The 14,555-nt window shown below is 62.7% G+C and carries 13 protein-coding genes; 7 read left to right on the top strand and 6 right to left on the bottom strand.

The window, feature by feature from the left end:
• The first annotated feature begins 46 nt into the window (after nucleotides 1-46).
• The 4 genes from bla to AC1DTQ_RS10565 all read left to right on the top strand — a co-directional run bounded on the left by bla (nucleotide 47) and on the right by AC1DTQ_RS10565 (nucleotide 3,476).
• Complete coding sequence (bla, locus tag AC1DTQ_RS10580; RefSeq protein WP_477849551.1) at nucleotides 47-934, top strand: class A beta-lactamase; 888 nt, start codon at nucleotides 47-49, stop codon at nucleotides 932-934.
• 23 nt (nucleotides 935-957) lie between these two features.
• Nucleotides 958-1,647: a GNAT family N-acetyltransferase gene (locus tag AC1DTQ_RS10575; RefSeq protein WP_477849550.1), complete on the top strand. Its 690-nt coding sequence runs from the start codon at nucleotides 958-960 to the stop codon at nucleotides 1,645-1,647.
• 91 nt (nucleotides 1,648-1,738) lie between these two features.
• Nucleotides 1,739-2,248, top strand: a complete 510-nt coding sequence (locus AC1DTQ_RS10570) for a DUF1697 domain-containing protein (protein ID WP_477849549.1) — start codon at nucleotides 1,739-1,741, stop codon at nucleotides 2,246-2,248.
• A gap of 160 nt (nucleotides 2,249-2,408) precedes the next feature.
• Entirely contained in the window at nucleotides 2,409-3,476 is a 1,068-nt protein-coding gene (locus tag AC1DTQ_RS10565; protein WP_477849548.1) for a COG3904 family protein, read from the top strand.
• Between the two features lie 143 nt (nucleotides 3,477-3,619).
• Here AC1DTQ_RS10565 and AC1DTQ_RS10560 read toward each other — a convergent pair whose 3' ends face one another.
• The 4 genes from AC1DTQ_RS10560 to AC1DTQ_RS10545 form a co-directional block, all read right to left on the bottom strand.
• Nucleotides 3,620-3,928 carry a GIY-YIG nuclease family protein gene (locus AC1DTQ_RS10560; RefSeq protein ID WP_477849546.1) on the bottom strand — a complete coding sequence of 103 codons (309 nt, stop codon included), beginning with the start codon at nucleotides 3,926-3,928 and terminating at the stop codon, nucleotides 3,620-3,622.
• On the bottom strand, nucleotides 3,925-5,643 hold the full coding sequence (locus AC1DTQ_RS10555) for a DUF2207 domain-containing protein (protein ID WP_477849544.1): 1,719 nt from the start codon (nucleotides 5,641-5,643) through the stop codon (nucleotides 3,925-3,927). The genes AC1DTQ_RS10560 and AC1DTQ_RS10555 overlap by 4 nt, the downstream gene beginning before the upstream one ends.
• Nucleotides 5,640-6,200, bottom strand: coding sequence for a LemA family protein (locus tag AC1DTQ_RS10550; RefSeq protein WP_477849543.1), 561 nt, complete (start codon nucleotides 6,198-6,200; stop codon nucleotides 5,640-5,642). Before AC1DTQ_RS10550 ends, AC1DTQ_RS10555 begins: the two co-directional genes overlap by 4 nt.
• Before the next feature lie 72 nt (nucleotides 6,201-6,272).
• Nucleotides 6,273-6,500 carry an RNA-binding S4 domain-containing protein gene (locus AC1DTQ_RS10545; protein ID WP_477849542.1) on the bottom strand — a complete coding sequence of 76 codons (228 nt, stop codon included), beginning with the start codon at nucleotides 6,498-6,500 and terminating at the stop codon, nucleotides 6,273-6,275.
• Between the two features lie 260 nt (nucleotides 6,501-6,760).
• Between AC1DTQ_RS10545 and AC1DTQ_RS10540 the strand changes: the two genes are divergently transcribed.
• The 3 genes from AC1DTQ_RS10540 to AC1DTQ_RS10530 all read left to right on the top strand — a co-directional run bounded on the left by AC1DTQ_RS10540 (nucleotide 6,761) and on the right by AC1DTQ_RS10530 (nucleotide 13,241).
• On the top strand, nucleotides 6,761-11,776 hold the full coding sequence (locus AC1DTQ_RS10540) for an ESPR-type extended signal peptide-containing protein (RefSeq protein ID WP_477849540.1): 5,016 nt from the start codon (nucleotides 6,761-6,763) through the stop codon (nucleotides 11,774-11,776).
• A gap of 55 nt (nucleotides 11,777-11,831) precedes the next feature.
• Nucleotides 11,832-12,650 carry an OmpA family protein gene (locus tag AC1DTQ_RS10535; protein ID WP_477849539.1) on the top strand — a complete coding sequence of 273 codons (819 nt, stop codon included), beginning with the start codon at nucleotides 11,832-11,834 and terminating at the stop codon, nucleotides 12,648-12,650.
• Nucleotides 12,651-12,743: 93 nt separating this feature from the next.
• Nucleotides 12,744-13,241 (top strand): DUF4019 domain-containing protein, encoded by a 498-nt coding sequence (locus AC1DTQ_RS10530; RefSeq protein ID WP_477849537.1) that lies wholly within the window; start codon nucleotides 12,744-12,746, stop codon nucleotides 13,239-13,241.
• Between the two features lie 66 nt (nucleotides 13,242-13,307).
• Here AC1DTQ_RS10530 and AC1DTQ_RS10525 read toward each other — a convergent pair whose 3' ends face one another.
• On the bottom strand, nucleotides 13,308-13,976 hold the full coding sequence (locus tag AC1DTQ_RS10525; protein WP_477849535.1) for a serine/threonine protein kinase: 669 nt from the start codon (nucleotides 13,974-13,976) through the stop codon (nucleotides 13,308-13,310).
• A 15-nt stretch (nucleotides 13,977-13,991) separates the two neighbouring features.
• Nucleotides 13,992-14,492, bottom strand: a complete 501-nt coding sequence (locus AC1DTQ_RS10520; RefSeq protein WP_477849534.1) for an RNA polymerase sigma factor — start codon at nucleotides 14,490-14,492, stop codon at nucleotides 13,992-13,994.
• Nucleotides 14,493-14,555: the final 63 nt, after the last annotated feature.

Genomic DNA, 14,555 nt, shown 5'->3' with positions numbered 1-14,555 from the left:
AGACGAAGTGATATTTTCTCCTGCCCCCAGGTTCGAATAGACCTACGTGACCCTCGATCCTTCACGCCGTTCGCTGCTGCTCGCCATCGCCTGTAGCGCTTCGCTCGCGCCCTTCGGGCGCGCGTTCGCGGCGGGGAAGCGCGACGCCGACGCGCAAGGCAAACTCGAAGCACTGGAACGCCGCCACGGCGGTCGTCTTGGCGTTTCCATCCTCGACACGGGCACCGGCAAGCGCGTTGGCCATCGCGCCGATGAGCGCTTTCCGATGTGCAGCACCTTCAAGCTTCTCGCCGCGGCGCAGGTGCTGGCACGGGTGGATCGTGGCGAGGAGCGGCTGGACCGTCGCATCGTCTACTCGAAGGGCGATCTAGTCGCGTATTCGCCGGTCACCGAGAAACACGTCGGCGAACCCGGCATGAGTCTGGCCGAGTTGTGCCACGCCACCATTACTCTCAGCGACAACACCGCCGGCAACCTGTTGCTGGCCAGCTTTGGCGGACCGGCCGGACTGACCGCGTTCGCGCGATCGCTGGGAGACGGCGTGACCCGGCTGGATCGTTGGGAAACCGAACTCAACGAGGCGGTTCCCGGAGACCCGCGCGATACCACTTCTCCCGCGGCGATGCTCGACGACATGCGCTCGCTGCTGCTGGGCGATGCGCTGTCGCCCGCCTCGCGCAAACTGCTTGCCGACTGGCTGATCGCCACCACTACGGGCGACAGGCGTATTCGTGGCGGCCTGCCGAAAGGCTGGCGGGCTGGTGACAAGACCGGCACCAGCGGCAAGGGCGAGACCAACGATATCGCCATCGTTTGGCCGCCTGGCCGCGCACCTCTGCTGGTGACGGCGTATCACGCGGAATCCACAGCGCCGCAGGAAACGAACAACTCGGTCATAGCCGAAGTCGGCCGTATCGCCGCAGACCTTCTTTAACCGATGGCAGACTTCGCGCTCATATGAGTTCGCATCCGCTCGACAATCCGATCTGGGAATCCCTGGCCAGCCGGCATCGTTCCCTAGCGATACGCGAAGACTATGCGGCGCGCTATCCACCGGACGTCGCGCCCTTTCTGGGCGTACCGGCCGACGGCGTCGATGCGGCCGTATCGCTGGAATCGCTGGTGCCGCATGGCGATACCGTGTTGTTGTTGGGACGGGCGCCGGCCGAAGCCGAAGGCTGGCGAATGCAGCAGCTGGCCTTGCTGGCGCAAATGGTTTGTTCCGTCCGGATTCCCGAAGTGGATGGCCCGGACCTCATCGAACTTACGGAAGTCCATCGAGCCGATGTGCTGGCGCTGACGACGCTGGTTTATCCGCATTACTTCCGACCGCGCACCGTGGAATTGGGCCGCTATTTCGGCATTTACCAGGACGGCCGGCTGGCCGCGATGATCGGCGAGCGCATGGGCATGGACGAGTACACGGAAATCAGCGCAGTCTGCACGCATCCCGATTTCAATGGCCGCAGCTATGCACGACGCCTGCTGGCCTGGTTGTCCAACGACGTCCTTAGCCGTGGACTGACGCCGTTCCTGCACGTGAGCCATGAGAACCGCAGGGCCAAGGAGTTGTACGCGCAGAACGGCTACGGCCTCCGTCGCGACATCGCCTTCTGGTCATTGCGGCGCGACGATAGCGGCGCCTGAACCCGACTCGCGGGTCCTAGTCCGGCTGCGCTTCGCTATTGGGGTAACCTGCCGATCCGACGCTGCGTCGATTCGCCTCAATCAGGTTCGCATGAACACCTATATCGCCCTGCTGCGCGCCGTGAATGTCGGCGGAACCGGAAAATTGCCTATGGCCGAATTGCGCGCCATGTGCGAATCCACCGGCTTCCAAGGTGTGCGCACCTATATCGCCAGCGGCAATGTATTGTTGCGCAGCGATACCAGCGCGGTGCAGGTGAAAGCCGCGCTTGAGGAGGCATTGGCGCGGTACGCGGGCAAGCCCGTGGGCGTGTTGGTGCGCACCGGCGCCGAGATGGCGGCGGTCATTGCCGCCAATCCCTTTCCCACGGCCGCACCCAACCGCGTGGTAACGATCTTCCTCGACGGCGCGCCACCTGCGGACACGCTGGAAACGGTCAGGCATCTCAAGGACGAGCGGATCGTGCCAGGAAAGCGCGAGATCTATGTGCATTACGGCGAAGGCATGGCCGATTCGAAACTGGTGATTCCGGCGGCGAAGAGCGGAACCGCGCGCAACATGAATACAGTCGTCCGGCTGGCGGCAATGGCGGCGGAGTAAGCGCGGCGCGGCTTTTGTCGACGCTTTGGTTTCGTGAAATGCGGCCTCTGGCGGCGATATTCACGCTTCATTTGGTTCGTTCCCCGGCCACACACTAGACTGAGGACTGCTCGTCGCAGATCGCGATGCAGTGTTTCCTTATTCCGGATAACGACGCAGCATGTCCAAACAATGGTTTCTGTTCGCACTTGTCGCCTGCCTTACCGCCTGTCAGCAAAAGGCGCCGGTCGCGCCTCCGATCACCATCGTCGATGTGCCCGCCAGCGCGGGACAGAGCGGTGCGCTCAGCGGCGGCTCTCCGACGCCCGCGCCGGTGGCGTCCAAGGCCGATGTATTGAAAGGTACGCATTGGCCGGCGGTCGAGCTGACTTCCGGAGAGGCTGCGATCAGCTGCGAATCCAATCCGATCGCGGCAAGGGGAGGCGAACCGCTTACCGATCTGTCGTACGCCGGAGTGAATGCGGCCGTCGAGAAGTGCAAGCAAGCTGGAATGCTGCGGCTGAACTACGAAGGCAAGATCGCCACCGATTTCACCGCGCTGGTGGAGCGAGTGGGCAACGTCGCCGAGCGCCTGAAGATCGAGCAACGCGTCCTGGATCTGGATTCCAGTGGCGGCCACGTGGAAGACGCCATGAAGGCGGGCGATGCCATCGGCGCCTCGAAATGGACCATCCGCGTAGGGGACCAAGCCATCTGCCATAGCGCCTGCGTGCTCATATTGGCCGCGGGAGACGACCGCCAGATCGCCGGCAAGGTCGGTATCCATCGGATGATGCGCGTCGATTCGACCGCGACCACGCGCGCGGAGCTCAGCCAGGAGCTGCGCGAGGTCTACGAGAAGATGAAGGAGTATCTGGAGCGCAATGGCGCGTCGGTGGCCGTGGCCGATCTGATGATGACCGTGCCCAACCGCAAGCTGCGGCTGCTCTCCGCGGACGAGCTGGTGGAATACGGGCTGGATGGCACCAACGCCGTGCAGGACGATCTGGAGCGCATCGGGCTGACCCGCAAGTGCGGCGAAGATTTCGTGCGGCGCAAGGACGAGTTCATGCGCGCTTTCGAACGCGAATGCCAGCTGCCCGACAGCAGCACCGAGGTGGTGGATGCCTGCGGACTGGCGCTAAGGGAAAGCTACGGTTTTCCTGATCGGAAATGTCCGATCGAAAGCCCGCTGTCCGCCCGCGACGCCGATGGCGCGCACGCTGCAGGCCGGACCGGCAGCGAATAGGCGCCAGGCGGAGCTCGGCATGGGTGATTAACAGCCTTGGCCGAGTCGGCAAGCAACGTGATCTCGGCCTCGTAGATCCGAGCTTGCTCGGATGCTTTTAGGCTCGGATGCTTTTGAGCAAGAGCATCCGAGCAAGCTCGGATCTACAAGGACAAGGGTGTCCGAGCTCGTTCTGTTTCCGTTGGTGCTGGCAGCGCCCAGCTAGCGCACAGTTCGCGCTTCTGTGCGGGTGCGAGCTGCTTGATGCGGTATTCGGCGCGGCTGGCTTCGGAACGGTCCGCAAAAGCACATTGTCCCAGTAGCCGCAAAGGCGGATGCGAACGGGTATAGCGCGCACCTTTCCCGGCGACATGCTTTGCATAGCGCAAAACCACGTCGACCGCGATGCCGGTGTACAGGCTGCCATCGCGGCATTCGATCAGGTAGACGTACCAGGACGAGGGCGGTTTCAACGGCCGCCGCCCCCACCGCCGCCGCCGCCGCCGCCAGAGGAACCTCCGCCTCCGCCACCCGAAGAACTGCCGGGCTCGCTTGAAGAAGAAGCGATCTGCGAACTCAGGCTGCTGCCCACGGCCTCGGTGAAGCTGCTCAGGTCGCCGATGTTGCTGCCGTGGTACCAGGAAATGCCCGCCGTCGCTGCGGCTACTGCGGCAGCGCCTGCGGCCACGGTGAACTTGTTGGTCCACGCGTCCTCAACCTCCAGCGCTACCGCGTACGGCAGCAGCATTTCGTAGCGCTTGGCGTCCAGTACCGGAGGTGCATCGGGGCCCGGAAGGCTCTTCAGTTCATCGCGTTCGGCGACGCTGAGGTAGCGTTTCAGGCCTTCGATCTCATCCAACAGTTTGCGTCCGGCGGGCGTCGGCGCTTTGATCAGCACGCCGAAGACGACCGCCGCAATCAGCATCAATCCGACGACGATCAGGATGAAAGGAATGCCGCCGCCGCCACTTAAGACCAAAGAGGCGGCAGCGCCGACGATAGCGATGAGGACCGCGATGGCGATACTGCTGCCGTTGCGCGCGAAAAAAGCGGGCTTGAAGCGCTTCTCCAGCGCCACCGAGTGGGCGGATTGCGCGCCAGACACCGTGCTGGCATTGGTGTTCTTCAATTCCAGTTTCAGGTTGCCGTTCTTGAACAGGTGCGATTGCAGGATCCTCTGCTCTTCGATCCCGACCGGGGCCGCGTCGGCCGTTTTCTCCAACTCCCAGTCATCGCTCAGGAAGCCTTTCTCGCGATGGATGCGCACGTTTCCGGCCACCGCCAGAGAGAGCAGATCCGCCGAGAAGCACCGCGTGTCGTAGGCCATGCGCTGCATGAAACGTAGGCCGGCGGGGGAGTAGCCCGTCGGCGGATCGTAAAGGACGATGATCACGCCTGCCTTGGGGTCGCGGCCCAGCCGGTGCCAGCGGCGGAAACAGAAGACCAGCAGCGTGATCAGCGCCGCAAGCGCGATCAACACGCCGCGATTGTCCTTCAGCAACCACAGCCAGCGCTGCGTGGAACTGGGTTGGGCCACCAATCCTTTCGGAAAGCTCATCACTATGGTGAAGCCTTCGCGCGGCGCCAGCGGTTGGGTCAGCAACCAGCGCGCAATGCCGGGGCTGGTGACCTTCGCGTCGTAGGCATCGCCCTTCTGACCTTGCGCGCCGGTGTAGGCCTCCACTTGGATGCGGTCTATAGGAACGGGGGAGGGCAAGCGAACTTCCACGCTGCCGCGTTCGATGGGGAAGTCCCAGCCGGTGCCGATGGCGTTCCAGTACAGCTCGTCGTGGTCGGCGAAAAACCCCAGTTGGCGCGTGGTGCGATAGCGCAGGGTGTAGGTGAAGTCGGTAGGAACCGGCAGGAAATCGTCATTGCCGGTATTGATGCGCACGCCATTGGACTTCTTTTCGGTGAACCACGGCTCGGGCTTGCCATCTCGCTGCACGTCGATCACTTGCAGATCGACCACGACCCGATTGCCATAGCGATCTTTGTAGCGTGTCGGGAAGTCGCGATAGATGCCACGGCGGATGTTGTTGCCTTCGGCGCGCACCGCGATGCGCTCGGTGACGTCGAGACTGCCGTCGGCGCTGACCTGCACTTCGCTGTCGTACGAAAGGATGCGTTCCTGCGCAGCCAGCGGCACCGCAAGCAGTAGCAGCAATGCGAAGAAAATTCCTTTCATCGGGAAAGCTCCACTTTCACCGCAGCGCGGCCGGCGTCGTCGGCTTGGAAGAACTCGGCGCTGTCGAACCTTCCAACGCGGGCGACGAATAGATCCGGCACTCGTTGCACCGCATCGTTCAGGTCGCGGACCGCGCCGTTATAAAAGCGGCGCGCGTATTGCAGTTGCTCCTCCACTTGCACCAGATCGCGTTGCAACTGCGCGAAGTTCTCGCTGGCCTTGAGGTCGGGGTAGGCTTCTTTCAGCGCCAGCAACCGGCCGATGCCCTGTTCCAGCGCCGATTCGATTGCGCCCAGTGGTCCCGGCGCTTGTGCGGCCATGGCCTGTCCGCGCAACTCGGTGACAGTGGCCAGGACCGCCTGTTCGTGTCCGGCGTAGGCCTGGACTGCCGTCACCAGCGAAGGCACCAGATCGTGGCGGCGGATCAACTGCACATCGACATCGGCCCAGGCGGTCCGCACCTGGTTGCGCAGACGCACCAACCGGTTGAAGGCGAACACGCTCCACGCAAGCAAACCCGAGAGCACCAGGAACAGAACAACTGCTAGAAGGGTCACGGACCGCACTCCTGGAACAACAGGGAAGCGCCGATTATGCCTTTGCCGCTTGCGGTCGGCCGGCGGCGGACTTCAGGCGGGCGGGGCGCCGATCACCCGAATGGCCAAGCCTTCCAATTCCACAGTGTTTCCTGCGCGGATCTTGCAGGTCTTGCGAAGTTCGACCACACCATCCACCGATACCGCGCCGCTGGCTACCAATGCCTTGCCTGCGCCACCGCTGTCGCAGACCCCGGCCAGCTTCAACAGTTGGTTGAGTTCGACGTATTCGCGGTCCAGTTCGAATTCCAGGATTGTCATGGGCAAGGGGTGGCGGTGAGGGCAGGCATTGTCCGGTAGACGTACAGCGAATTGATATCGCCCTGTTCGTGAAACGGAAACTTGTGGTTCTCGGAATCGACCGCAGTCGAGTTTCAACTAATTCTAGACTGTGCGCACGATCACAATTCAATTGTTTTCGATACCGCGCTCGTCAAGCCCCCCACTCGTCGCAGCCTTCAAGAGTCAGGCACTGGTCGCCGCGCCAAGGCGTCCATTCGTCAATACGTGAGAAGTATTTCATGAACAAAATCCACAGCAAGGTTTGGAACAAGGAACTTGGGCAACTGGTGGTGGCCTCGGAATTGGCAAGTGGTAACAGCCAGGGGGCGACGGGGTCTGCGGGCGCCGTACCGCCCAAGCGTGATGTGCTGTCGCTGCTCCTTGTGGTCTTGCTTGGGAGCGCTTCCGGCGGTGCCTGGGCGGCGGATGCCGTATGTCTGGATCCGGTTACGGGTCTGCCTCTCGGCGCCGCTGCGGGTTCCGGAAATGAGGTTGCATGCGGAGATGGAGCCGTCGCCAGCGGTGCCAACGCCATCGCTATCGGTAACAATGCCATCGCCGCGGGCGACAACGGCGTAGCGTTGGGCCTGGGGGCGCAAGCTTCTGCGCAGAACGCCATTGCGATCGGTAATGCAGCCAACGCGAGTGCGGTGGACGCAACAGCAATTGGTACCTTCAGCCAGGCAACGGGGGAAAAATCGGTCGCCATTGGCGAAGCAAGCCTGGCCTCGAATCTGAGCAGCACGGCGATCGGCCAGTCGAGCACAGCCAGTGCGGATTATGCCGTCGCTATCGGCACCAACAGTCAGGCCACGCAGGTGGCGACCACGGCGATCGGCCAGAACAGCCAAGCCACGGGCGAATATTCGGTCGCCTTGGGCAACTCCAGTGTTGCGAACAATTTCGCTGCATCCGCGGTAGGCCAGAACGCTCAAGCCACCGATCAGTTCACTACCGCGGTCGGTAACAGCGCGATGGCGACTGGTCTGGGCGCATCGACGTTTGGTGCGAATTCGACAGCCTCGGGCGTCCGGGGAACGGCGGTGGGCGCGGACGCGACAGCCACCGGTGACAATAGTACGGCGCTGGGGCAGGGTGCCGTCGCCAATAACAATCTCGATGTAGCTCTCGGTTCGGGTTCTACGACGGCGCCGGTGATTGCGACGAGCGGTACGATCATCAACAGCAAGCCGTACACCTTCGCCGGTGCCTCGCCGACCAGCACCGTCAGCGTCGGCAGTCCAGATGCCGAACGCACCGTTACCAATGTTGCTGCGGGCCGGATCAGCGGCACCAGCACCGATGCCATCAACGGTTCGCAGTTGTATGCGACCAATACCGCCATCGAAAGTCTGGCCACTCAGGTCGAAGCCGATCAGATCCACTACGTCAGCACCACCGATGCGGGCACGCAGCGGGGAAATTACAACAACGATGGCGCTACCGGGCTGTACGCCGTGGCGATCGGTGCCGACACGGCGGCTGCGGGCAACTTGACTATGGCCATTGGTGTAGGGGCGCAAGCCAATGGCAATGCGACCACAGCCATTGGTAACGCGGCCGGCGTGGGATCGACAGCCATCCAGGGAACCTTTATCGGCTCGCAGGCAGGGCAATTCAGTTCGGGCACTCTGAATGTCGCTGTCGGTAACGCGGCAGGCATGGGGTCGTCCGGTGACCAGAATGCCTTTTTCGGCAATAGCGCGGGTACCAGCGCGAGCGGATCTGGAAACACCGCGGTCGGCGGTGGCGCCGGGATAACTATGACCGGTGACTACAACACCGGCATAGGCACGCTGGCTGGCGCAATGACGACGGGCGACTACAACACCGCCATCGGCCATGCCGCCGGCGCCGGGGTGAATGGATCGGCCAATCTTGTTCAAGGATTCTCTGCCGGCAACAGCTTGCAGGGCGACAACAACCTGGTGCAAGGAGTCAGCGCTGGCCAAGGGGTATCCGGCAACAACAACAGCATCACGGGTGTATTCGCAGGTTTGGGGGCGGCAGGTAATGACAATGTCCTGAGCGGCTCGCACGCAGGCATGGCCGTTGCTGGCAACAGCAATCTGATCAGCGGCACGGACGCTGGCGTCCTCCTGCGCGGCGATGCCAACGTGGTAATGGGGCAGGCAGCCGGCCTGGGTTATACCTACGATTTCAATACGGACTCTCTCTACGACCGCGACGGCAACATCGTCGACCAGTCCACCTTCGATCCTGCTTCGTTGCCGGTTCTGAACAACGCCGTTGCGATCGGAAATCGGTCGCACGTGGGCGCCGGTGAAGCGGTAGCGGTGGGCGCCGAAGCGCAGGCGCTGGGTGTGCGCAGCATCGCCATCGGCTACGACGCGATCGCTACCGGCTCGGTTGCGATGGGCGCTTCGACGCGCGCCGGCAATGGCGGTGCGGCATTCGGCGACGGCGCGGTCGCCACGTACAACGGTGGCGTCATCGATCCAGCCATCATTGCGGGTGCGGCGCTAGGTGATAACGCCAGCGCGGACGTATCCGGTTCGACCGCACTCGGCGCCAACGCAGTCACTATCGTGCAGGATGGGGTAGCCCTGGGCAGCGGCTCGGTCGCCGACACCGCAGCCGGCGTAGCTGGCTACGACCCGACGACCGGCCTGCCGTCGACAGATACGTCGTCCACCTGGGTAAGCACCCTGGGCGCGGTCAGCGTGGGCGGCAACGGCCAGACCCGCCAGATCAACAATGTGGCCGCCGGCGCCCTGGACACCGACGGGGTGAATGTGGCTCAGTTGAAGGCGGCTGCAGCGGAAGCCACCACGCATTACTACAGCGTCAATGACAATGGCGTGGTTGGGGGCAACTACAACAACGATGGGGCGACGGGCATCAACGCCTTGGCGGCGGGAACGAACGCGACGGCTACAGGTAACCAAAGCACCGCGATCGGTAATGGTGCAACCGCCAATGGTCTTCTGTCGACATCGATTGGTAGCGGAGCCGGAGATAATTCCACCGGAATGTTTAATACCGCTCTCGGCGCCTTTGCAGGGAGGGATGTCACGGGGGTCAATAACTCGGCCTTCGGATCCGGCGCAGGCACGGGCACCACGGGCATGCAAAATTTGGCCCTTGGCGATGCTGCCGGAATTAACGTAGTCGGTAACGCCAATCAGGCAGTAGGCGTGAGCGCGGGTGCAAATGTCGCGGGCAATAACAACGCGGCTTTGGGCAATAACGCAGGTTCCAATATTGTGGGCGATCTGAACTCCTCGGTCGGCCCGGGAGCCGGTCAGAACACGGTCGGACTCTCCAATGTCGCGATGGGTTCCAACGCCGGAATTTACGTTACAGGCAGTTCCAATGTCTCGATCGGCGAAAACTCCGGTCTTGCGATGTCGAGCAGCAATAGCATTGCGATTGGCGGATTCGCCGGTGCCCTGAATACCGGGCAAAGCAATATTTTCATGGGCCAGAATGCCGGTGCCGACTTGATCGCAGGCATTGCTACCACCGCCAGTGATGTCATTGCCCTCGGAACCAATTCGTTGGCAAACCAGAACGGCGCCATCGCGATGGGGGCCAATGCCGTGGCCAACACGGCGGCAGGTGATGTCGCCCTGGGCAGCGACAGTGTGACTTCTGCGGTTGTTCCGACCAGCACCGCTACCGTGGGTGGCATAACCTATGGCACCTTTGCGGGCAATGCACCGGCCAGCGCCTTCAGCGTCGGCGCAATCGGCGCGGAACGCCAGATCCAGAACGTGGCTGCCGGTCAAGTGACCGCGACCTCCACCGACGCCATCAACGGTTCGCAGCTGTATGCCGTGGCATCTCAGGCTGCAGCCGGAGCAGTGCATTACTACAGCGTCAACGACAACGGCGTCGCGGGAGGCAACTACGTCAATGACGGTGCCAGCGGCGTTAACGCCGTGGCGATCGGCGTAAACAGCGTGGCCGTGGGCGATGCTTCCTATGCCGCGGGCTTGGGCGCTTCGGCGCTGGGCATCAACGCCGTTGCGATAGGTTCCAACGCTTCGGCCACAGGCGCCAACGCCATCGCCCAGGGCAGCGGAGCGGTGGCCAGCGCTGCCGACGGCACGGCTCTAGGTGCCGGCGCCACCGTCACGCATGCCAACAGCGTGGCGCTAGGCGCGGGTTCTGCAACTACGGTGGGCGCACAGACCGGCTATAACGCCGCGTATGTGGGCAGCAGCAATTCGACCGGCGAAGTGAACATCGGCGGCCGTACGATCACCGGCGTGGCGCCGGGTATTGCCGGCACCGACAGCGTCAATGTCGATCAGCTGACCGCTGGCGTGAACTCCGCAACTGCGACGTCCAACCAGTACACCGACACCCAGATCAGCACCGTCAACACCGCTATTACCAATCTGGACAACCGGGTCACCAGCATCGAAGGCGACATTGTCGATATTCAAGGCGATATCACCGACATCCAGAGCGACATCGTGGACATCGAGGGCGATATCACCAACCTGACCGACACCGTCAACAACATCACCACCGACATCGCCAACGTGCAGAACGGCGCCGATGGCATGTTCCAGGTCAGCCAGGAAGGCGCGATTGTCAAACCACTGCCGACCGGCACCAACTCCTCCGCCGGCGGCAACGGCGCCGTCGCTAGCGGCGACAACGCACTGGCCGTGGGCAACCAGAGCACCGCCAGCGGCGACAACAGCACCGCGATCGGTACTGGTTCCACTGCGTCGGCCACCAACAGCACCGCGCTGGGTAACAACGCCTCGGCCACTCACGGCAACAGCGTGGCGCTAGGCGCGGGCTCGGCCACCACCGTCGGCGCACAGAGCGGCTACAACGCCGCCTATGTGGGCAGCAGCAGCTCCACTGGTGAAGTGAATGTCGGCGGTCGCACGATCACCGGCGTGGCGCCGGGCATCGCCGGCACCGATGCGGTCAACGTCAGCCAGTTGAACTCAGGCGTGAACTACGCCATCAACACGGCCAACCAGTACACCGATAGCCGCATCACCGGACTGCAAAGCGACGTCTGGACGATGGAGCGCGGCTATCGCGGTGCGACTTCGTCGGCGATGGCGATGGCCGGCTTGCCACAGGCGTACCTGCCGGGCAAAAGCATGCTGTCGGCGGCTTTGGGCGGCTACCAGGGCGAGTACGGCATGGCGGTGGGTTTGTCGGGCATCACCGAGAACGGTCGCTACGTGTACAAGGCGCAGGCCAGCGGCAACACGGCACGCGATTGGGGCTTCTCGGTCGGCGCGGGTATCCAGTGGTAACGGTCCGCCGACCTTTGCGCCGCGTTCCGTATGCATATCTAGGGGTAACAAAACGATGAAACACGATCCGAAAACCGCATTTCTGTTGTTGTCGTTGAGCGCCGCGCTCGCGGCATGCGGCACCCGCCACGTCAGCCGCGATATCAGCGCACAGGGAATCGCGGGCGAGGTGATCTTCCCGGCCGCCGATAGCGCCACGTTGAAGGACGGTACTTTCCCCAATCCGGCCGACCTGCGATTGATCGCACCCGGCATGACCAAAGATCAGTTGTCGCAGCTGCTGGGGCACCCGCATTTCCGTGAAGGCTATGCGGGCGTGCGCGAGTGGGATTATCTCTTCCATTTCCGCAAGAACGGCAAGATCGTCACCTGCCAGTACAAGTCCATCTTCGACGAAGATTACCGTGCGCAGAGCTTTCACTGGTCGCCGCAGTCGTGTGCCGATCTACTGGTCGAGCAGGCTCCCGCTGCCCCAGCCGTCCTAGCCACCGGAACGCGTTTCGATCTGTCGGCCGATGCGTTGTTCGCCTTCGGAAAATACGAAGCCGGCGACATGCTTCCCCAAGGCCGCGAACAGCTGTCGGCCATCGCCGCAAAGCTGAAGGATGCCGACACCGCTTCGATCGCCGTGATCGGCTATACCGATCGTATCGGCAGCGTAGCGGCTAACCAGCTGCTTTCGGAACGTCGCGCTGCGACGGTCCGTGGATACCTTGTGCAGCATGGCGTGGCTGCAGCGGGCATCGCCGCGGAAGGGCGCGGCGAAAGCGAGCCAGTCACGGAATGCGCCGAACAACCCCGGGACGCTCTAATCGCGTGTCTGGCACCCAATCGTCGTGTCGAGATCCAGGTGACAGCCAATTCGCGCGGCTGAAAACTCGACTTAAAACCGCAATAACACGACCTTATGGCGCCCGCCATAGATTGAGGGCGCGGGCGCGTACCGCCTCAGAACTCCGGAGGACCCATGAAGACTTGCCGTTCCATTCTATTCGCTGCCTCGCTGGCATCCACCGGTGTTGGCCTTGCGCAACAACCTGCCTCGCCCGCGCGCGCGACAGTCCTGCAGCAACAGCAGCTCACCTCAGAACAGCGGGTGCAGATCGCGCGCCAGAGTGCGGAAATGTCCAAGGCCGCGGGGCTGGTCATTCAATGGGTGGATCAGAACAAGGGCGGCGAAGTATGGGAGGGCGCCTCTTCCGTAGCCAAGAGCGTGGTGACCAAAGACAGCTTCGTCCAGCAGATATCCGCTGATCGCCAGAAGCTCGGCGCGCCGATGACGCGCTCGCAAGTCGCGGTTACCCGTGCTGTTTACGCTGCGGGCAACCAAGTGCCTGCCGGCAACTACATCAACGTGGTCTTCGCCACCAAGTTCACCGACGCGCCGGGACCAGTGCGTGAATTGGTGTCCTTCCGCCTGGATGAAGACAAGACCTGGCGCGTGTCCGGCTACAGTTTGCGTTGAGGGGCCGGGTGTAGCTGTCGCGGCGTACGCTGTTCGGGTAGCCGCGATCATTGCGGGTTCGCCGCGCTATTCCTTCTCGAACTGCGTGATCTCGTCGAGGATTCGCTGGCTGCGGCGGATGCCGTCCCCGCCATCGGCGACGCAGACGGTCTCGCGCGCGTGCTGCGCCGGTGTTCGCCGCTTCCATAGATGGAAACACCAGGTACCCAGCAGACCCGCCACGCCGATGACCAGGCTGATCCAGATCCACGCTGGCGTGGTCGCTTGTGGATCGATCTGGCCCAGTCCGGCGAAGGCAACGACCACCAGCACCCACATGATCCACCACGGCAGGCCGCAGATATTGGAGTTGATGGTGTAGAAGCGCAGCAGCATCGCCATCCGCTTCTGGATCTTCAGTACCGGTGCGGAATAGTCGATGTTGCCCATCAAGCCCAGTGTGATCCCGGCGGCGCCGGTGGTGATGACTCCGAAGGCATGGACGAGGATGCCGGCCACGAATAGGCCCGGAACGCCGGTGTTGCGGGTCCAGCAGGCGACGCCCAGCACGATCAGGCCAATGCCGAGCAGCAGCTGAAACATCTGACCCCAGAACAACGGACGCAGGTTGGTGCGGGCCTTTTCCAGCTTCTTTTCCTTGAACAGTTCCAGATTGATGCGGTCGTGCCGGGCTAGGCGGCGGTCGAGCGCCTGCCAGGTGGCTTTCAGTTCGTCGAGTTCCATGATGTTTTCCATGATTGTCTTTTCGGTTCAGATTTCGCAGCGGATGCGTTGCTTGAGTCGGCTGAGCTTGGTGGCTACGTTGGTTTCGCTGATGCCCAGGATCTCGGCGATCTGGCGATAGCTCTGGTCTTCCAGGTACAGCAGCAGCAAGGCGCGATTGAGCTTGTCCAGCTGCGCGATGAAGCGGTGCAGGGCGCGCACCTGCTGGTCGGTTTCTTGGTCGGCGCCGTTGTCGTCGGCGATGTCATGCACGGCTTCGTCCAGCTGAATCGAGTGCTTATCCCGATGGACGGTAGTACGCACATGCGAGATCGCCACGTTCAGCGCGATCCGATACATCCAGGTCGAGAACGGCCTTTCGGCGTCGTAGGCGGGAAAAGCGCGCCACAGCTGGGCGGCGATCTCCTGGGCAAGGTCGGCGCGGTCCTCCGCATGGAAACCGTAGGTATTGGCGACCTTGAATACGACCCCGCGATGCTGGTCCAGCAGCTCGCCGAAGCGCTGCTGGGGTTGCGTATCCCTTGCCATGATTGCCGTGTGCCCCATTCAGCTGCCTACGCGATTGTGCTTGTCTGCCCTCATGATTCGCGC

Source organism: Pseudoxanthomonas sp. P4_B2 (genome assembly GCF_056402315.1).
The sequence above is the reverse complement of the archived record's forward strand: the minus strand, read 5'-3'. Positions and strand labels throughout refer to the sequence as shown.

Excerpts from the sequence above, each read along its gene's own strand:
- AC1DTQ_RS10565 (WP_477849548.1), top strand. The coding sequence starts at position 2,409 with ATGTCCAAACAATGGTTTCTGTTCGCACTTGTCGCCTGCCTTACCGCC.
- AC1DTQ_RS10570 (WP_477849549.1), top strand. The coding sequence starts at position 1,739 with ATGAACACCTATATCGCCCTGCTGCGCGCCGTGAATGTCGGCGGAACC.
- AC1DTQ_RS10520 (WP_477849534.1), bottom strand. The coding sequence starts at position 14,492 with ATGGCAAGGGATACGCAACCCCAGCAGCGCTTCGGCGAGCTGCTGGAC.
- AC1DTQ_RS10525 (WP_477849535.1), bottom strand. The coding sequence starts at position 13,976 with ATGGAAAACATCATGGAACTCGACGAACTGAAAGCCACCTGGCAGGCG.
- AC1DTQ_RS10540 (WP_477849540.1), top strand. The coding sequence starts at position 6,761 with ATGAACAAAATCCACAGCAAGGTTTGGAACAAGGAACTTGGGCAACTG.
- AC1DTQ_RS10575 (WP_477849550.1), top strand. The coding sequence starts at position 958 with ATGAGTTCGCATCCGCTCGACAATCCGATCTGGGAATCCCTGGCCAGC.
- AC1DTQ_RS10535 (WP_477849539.1), top strand. The coding sequence starts at position 11,832 with ATGAAACACGATCCGAAAACCGCATTTCTGTTGTTGTCGTTGAGCGCC.
- AC1DTQ_RS10545 (WP_477849542.1), bottom strand. The coding sequence starts at position 6,500 with ATGACAATCCTGGAATTCGAACTGGACCGCGAATACGTCGAACTCAAC.
- AC1DTQ_RS10530 (WP_477849537.1), top strand. The coding sequence starts at position 12,744 with ATGAAGACTTGCCGTTCCATTCTATTCGCTGCCTCGCTGGCATCCACC.
- AC1DTQ_RS10555 (WP_477849544.1), bottom strand. The coding sequence starts at position 5,643 with ATGAAAGGAATTTTCTTCGCATTGCTGCTACTGCTTGCGGTGCCGCTG.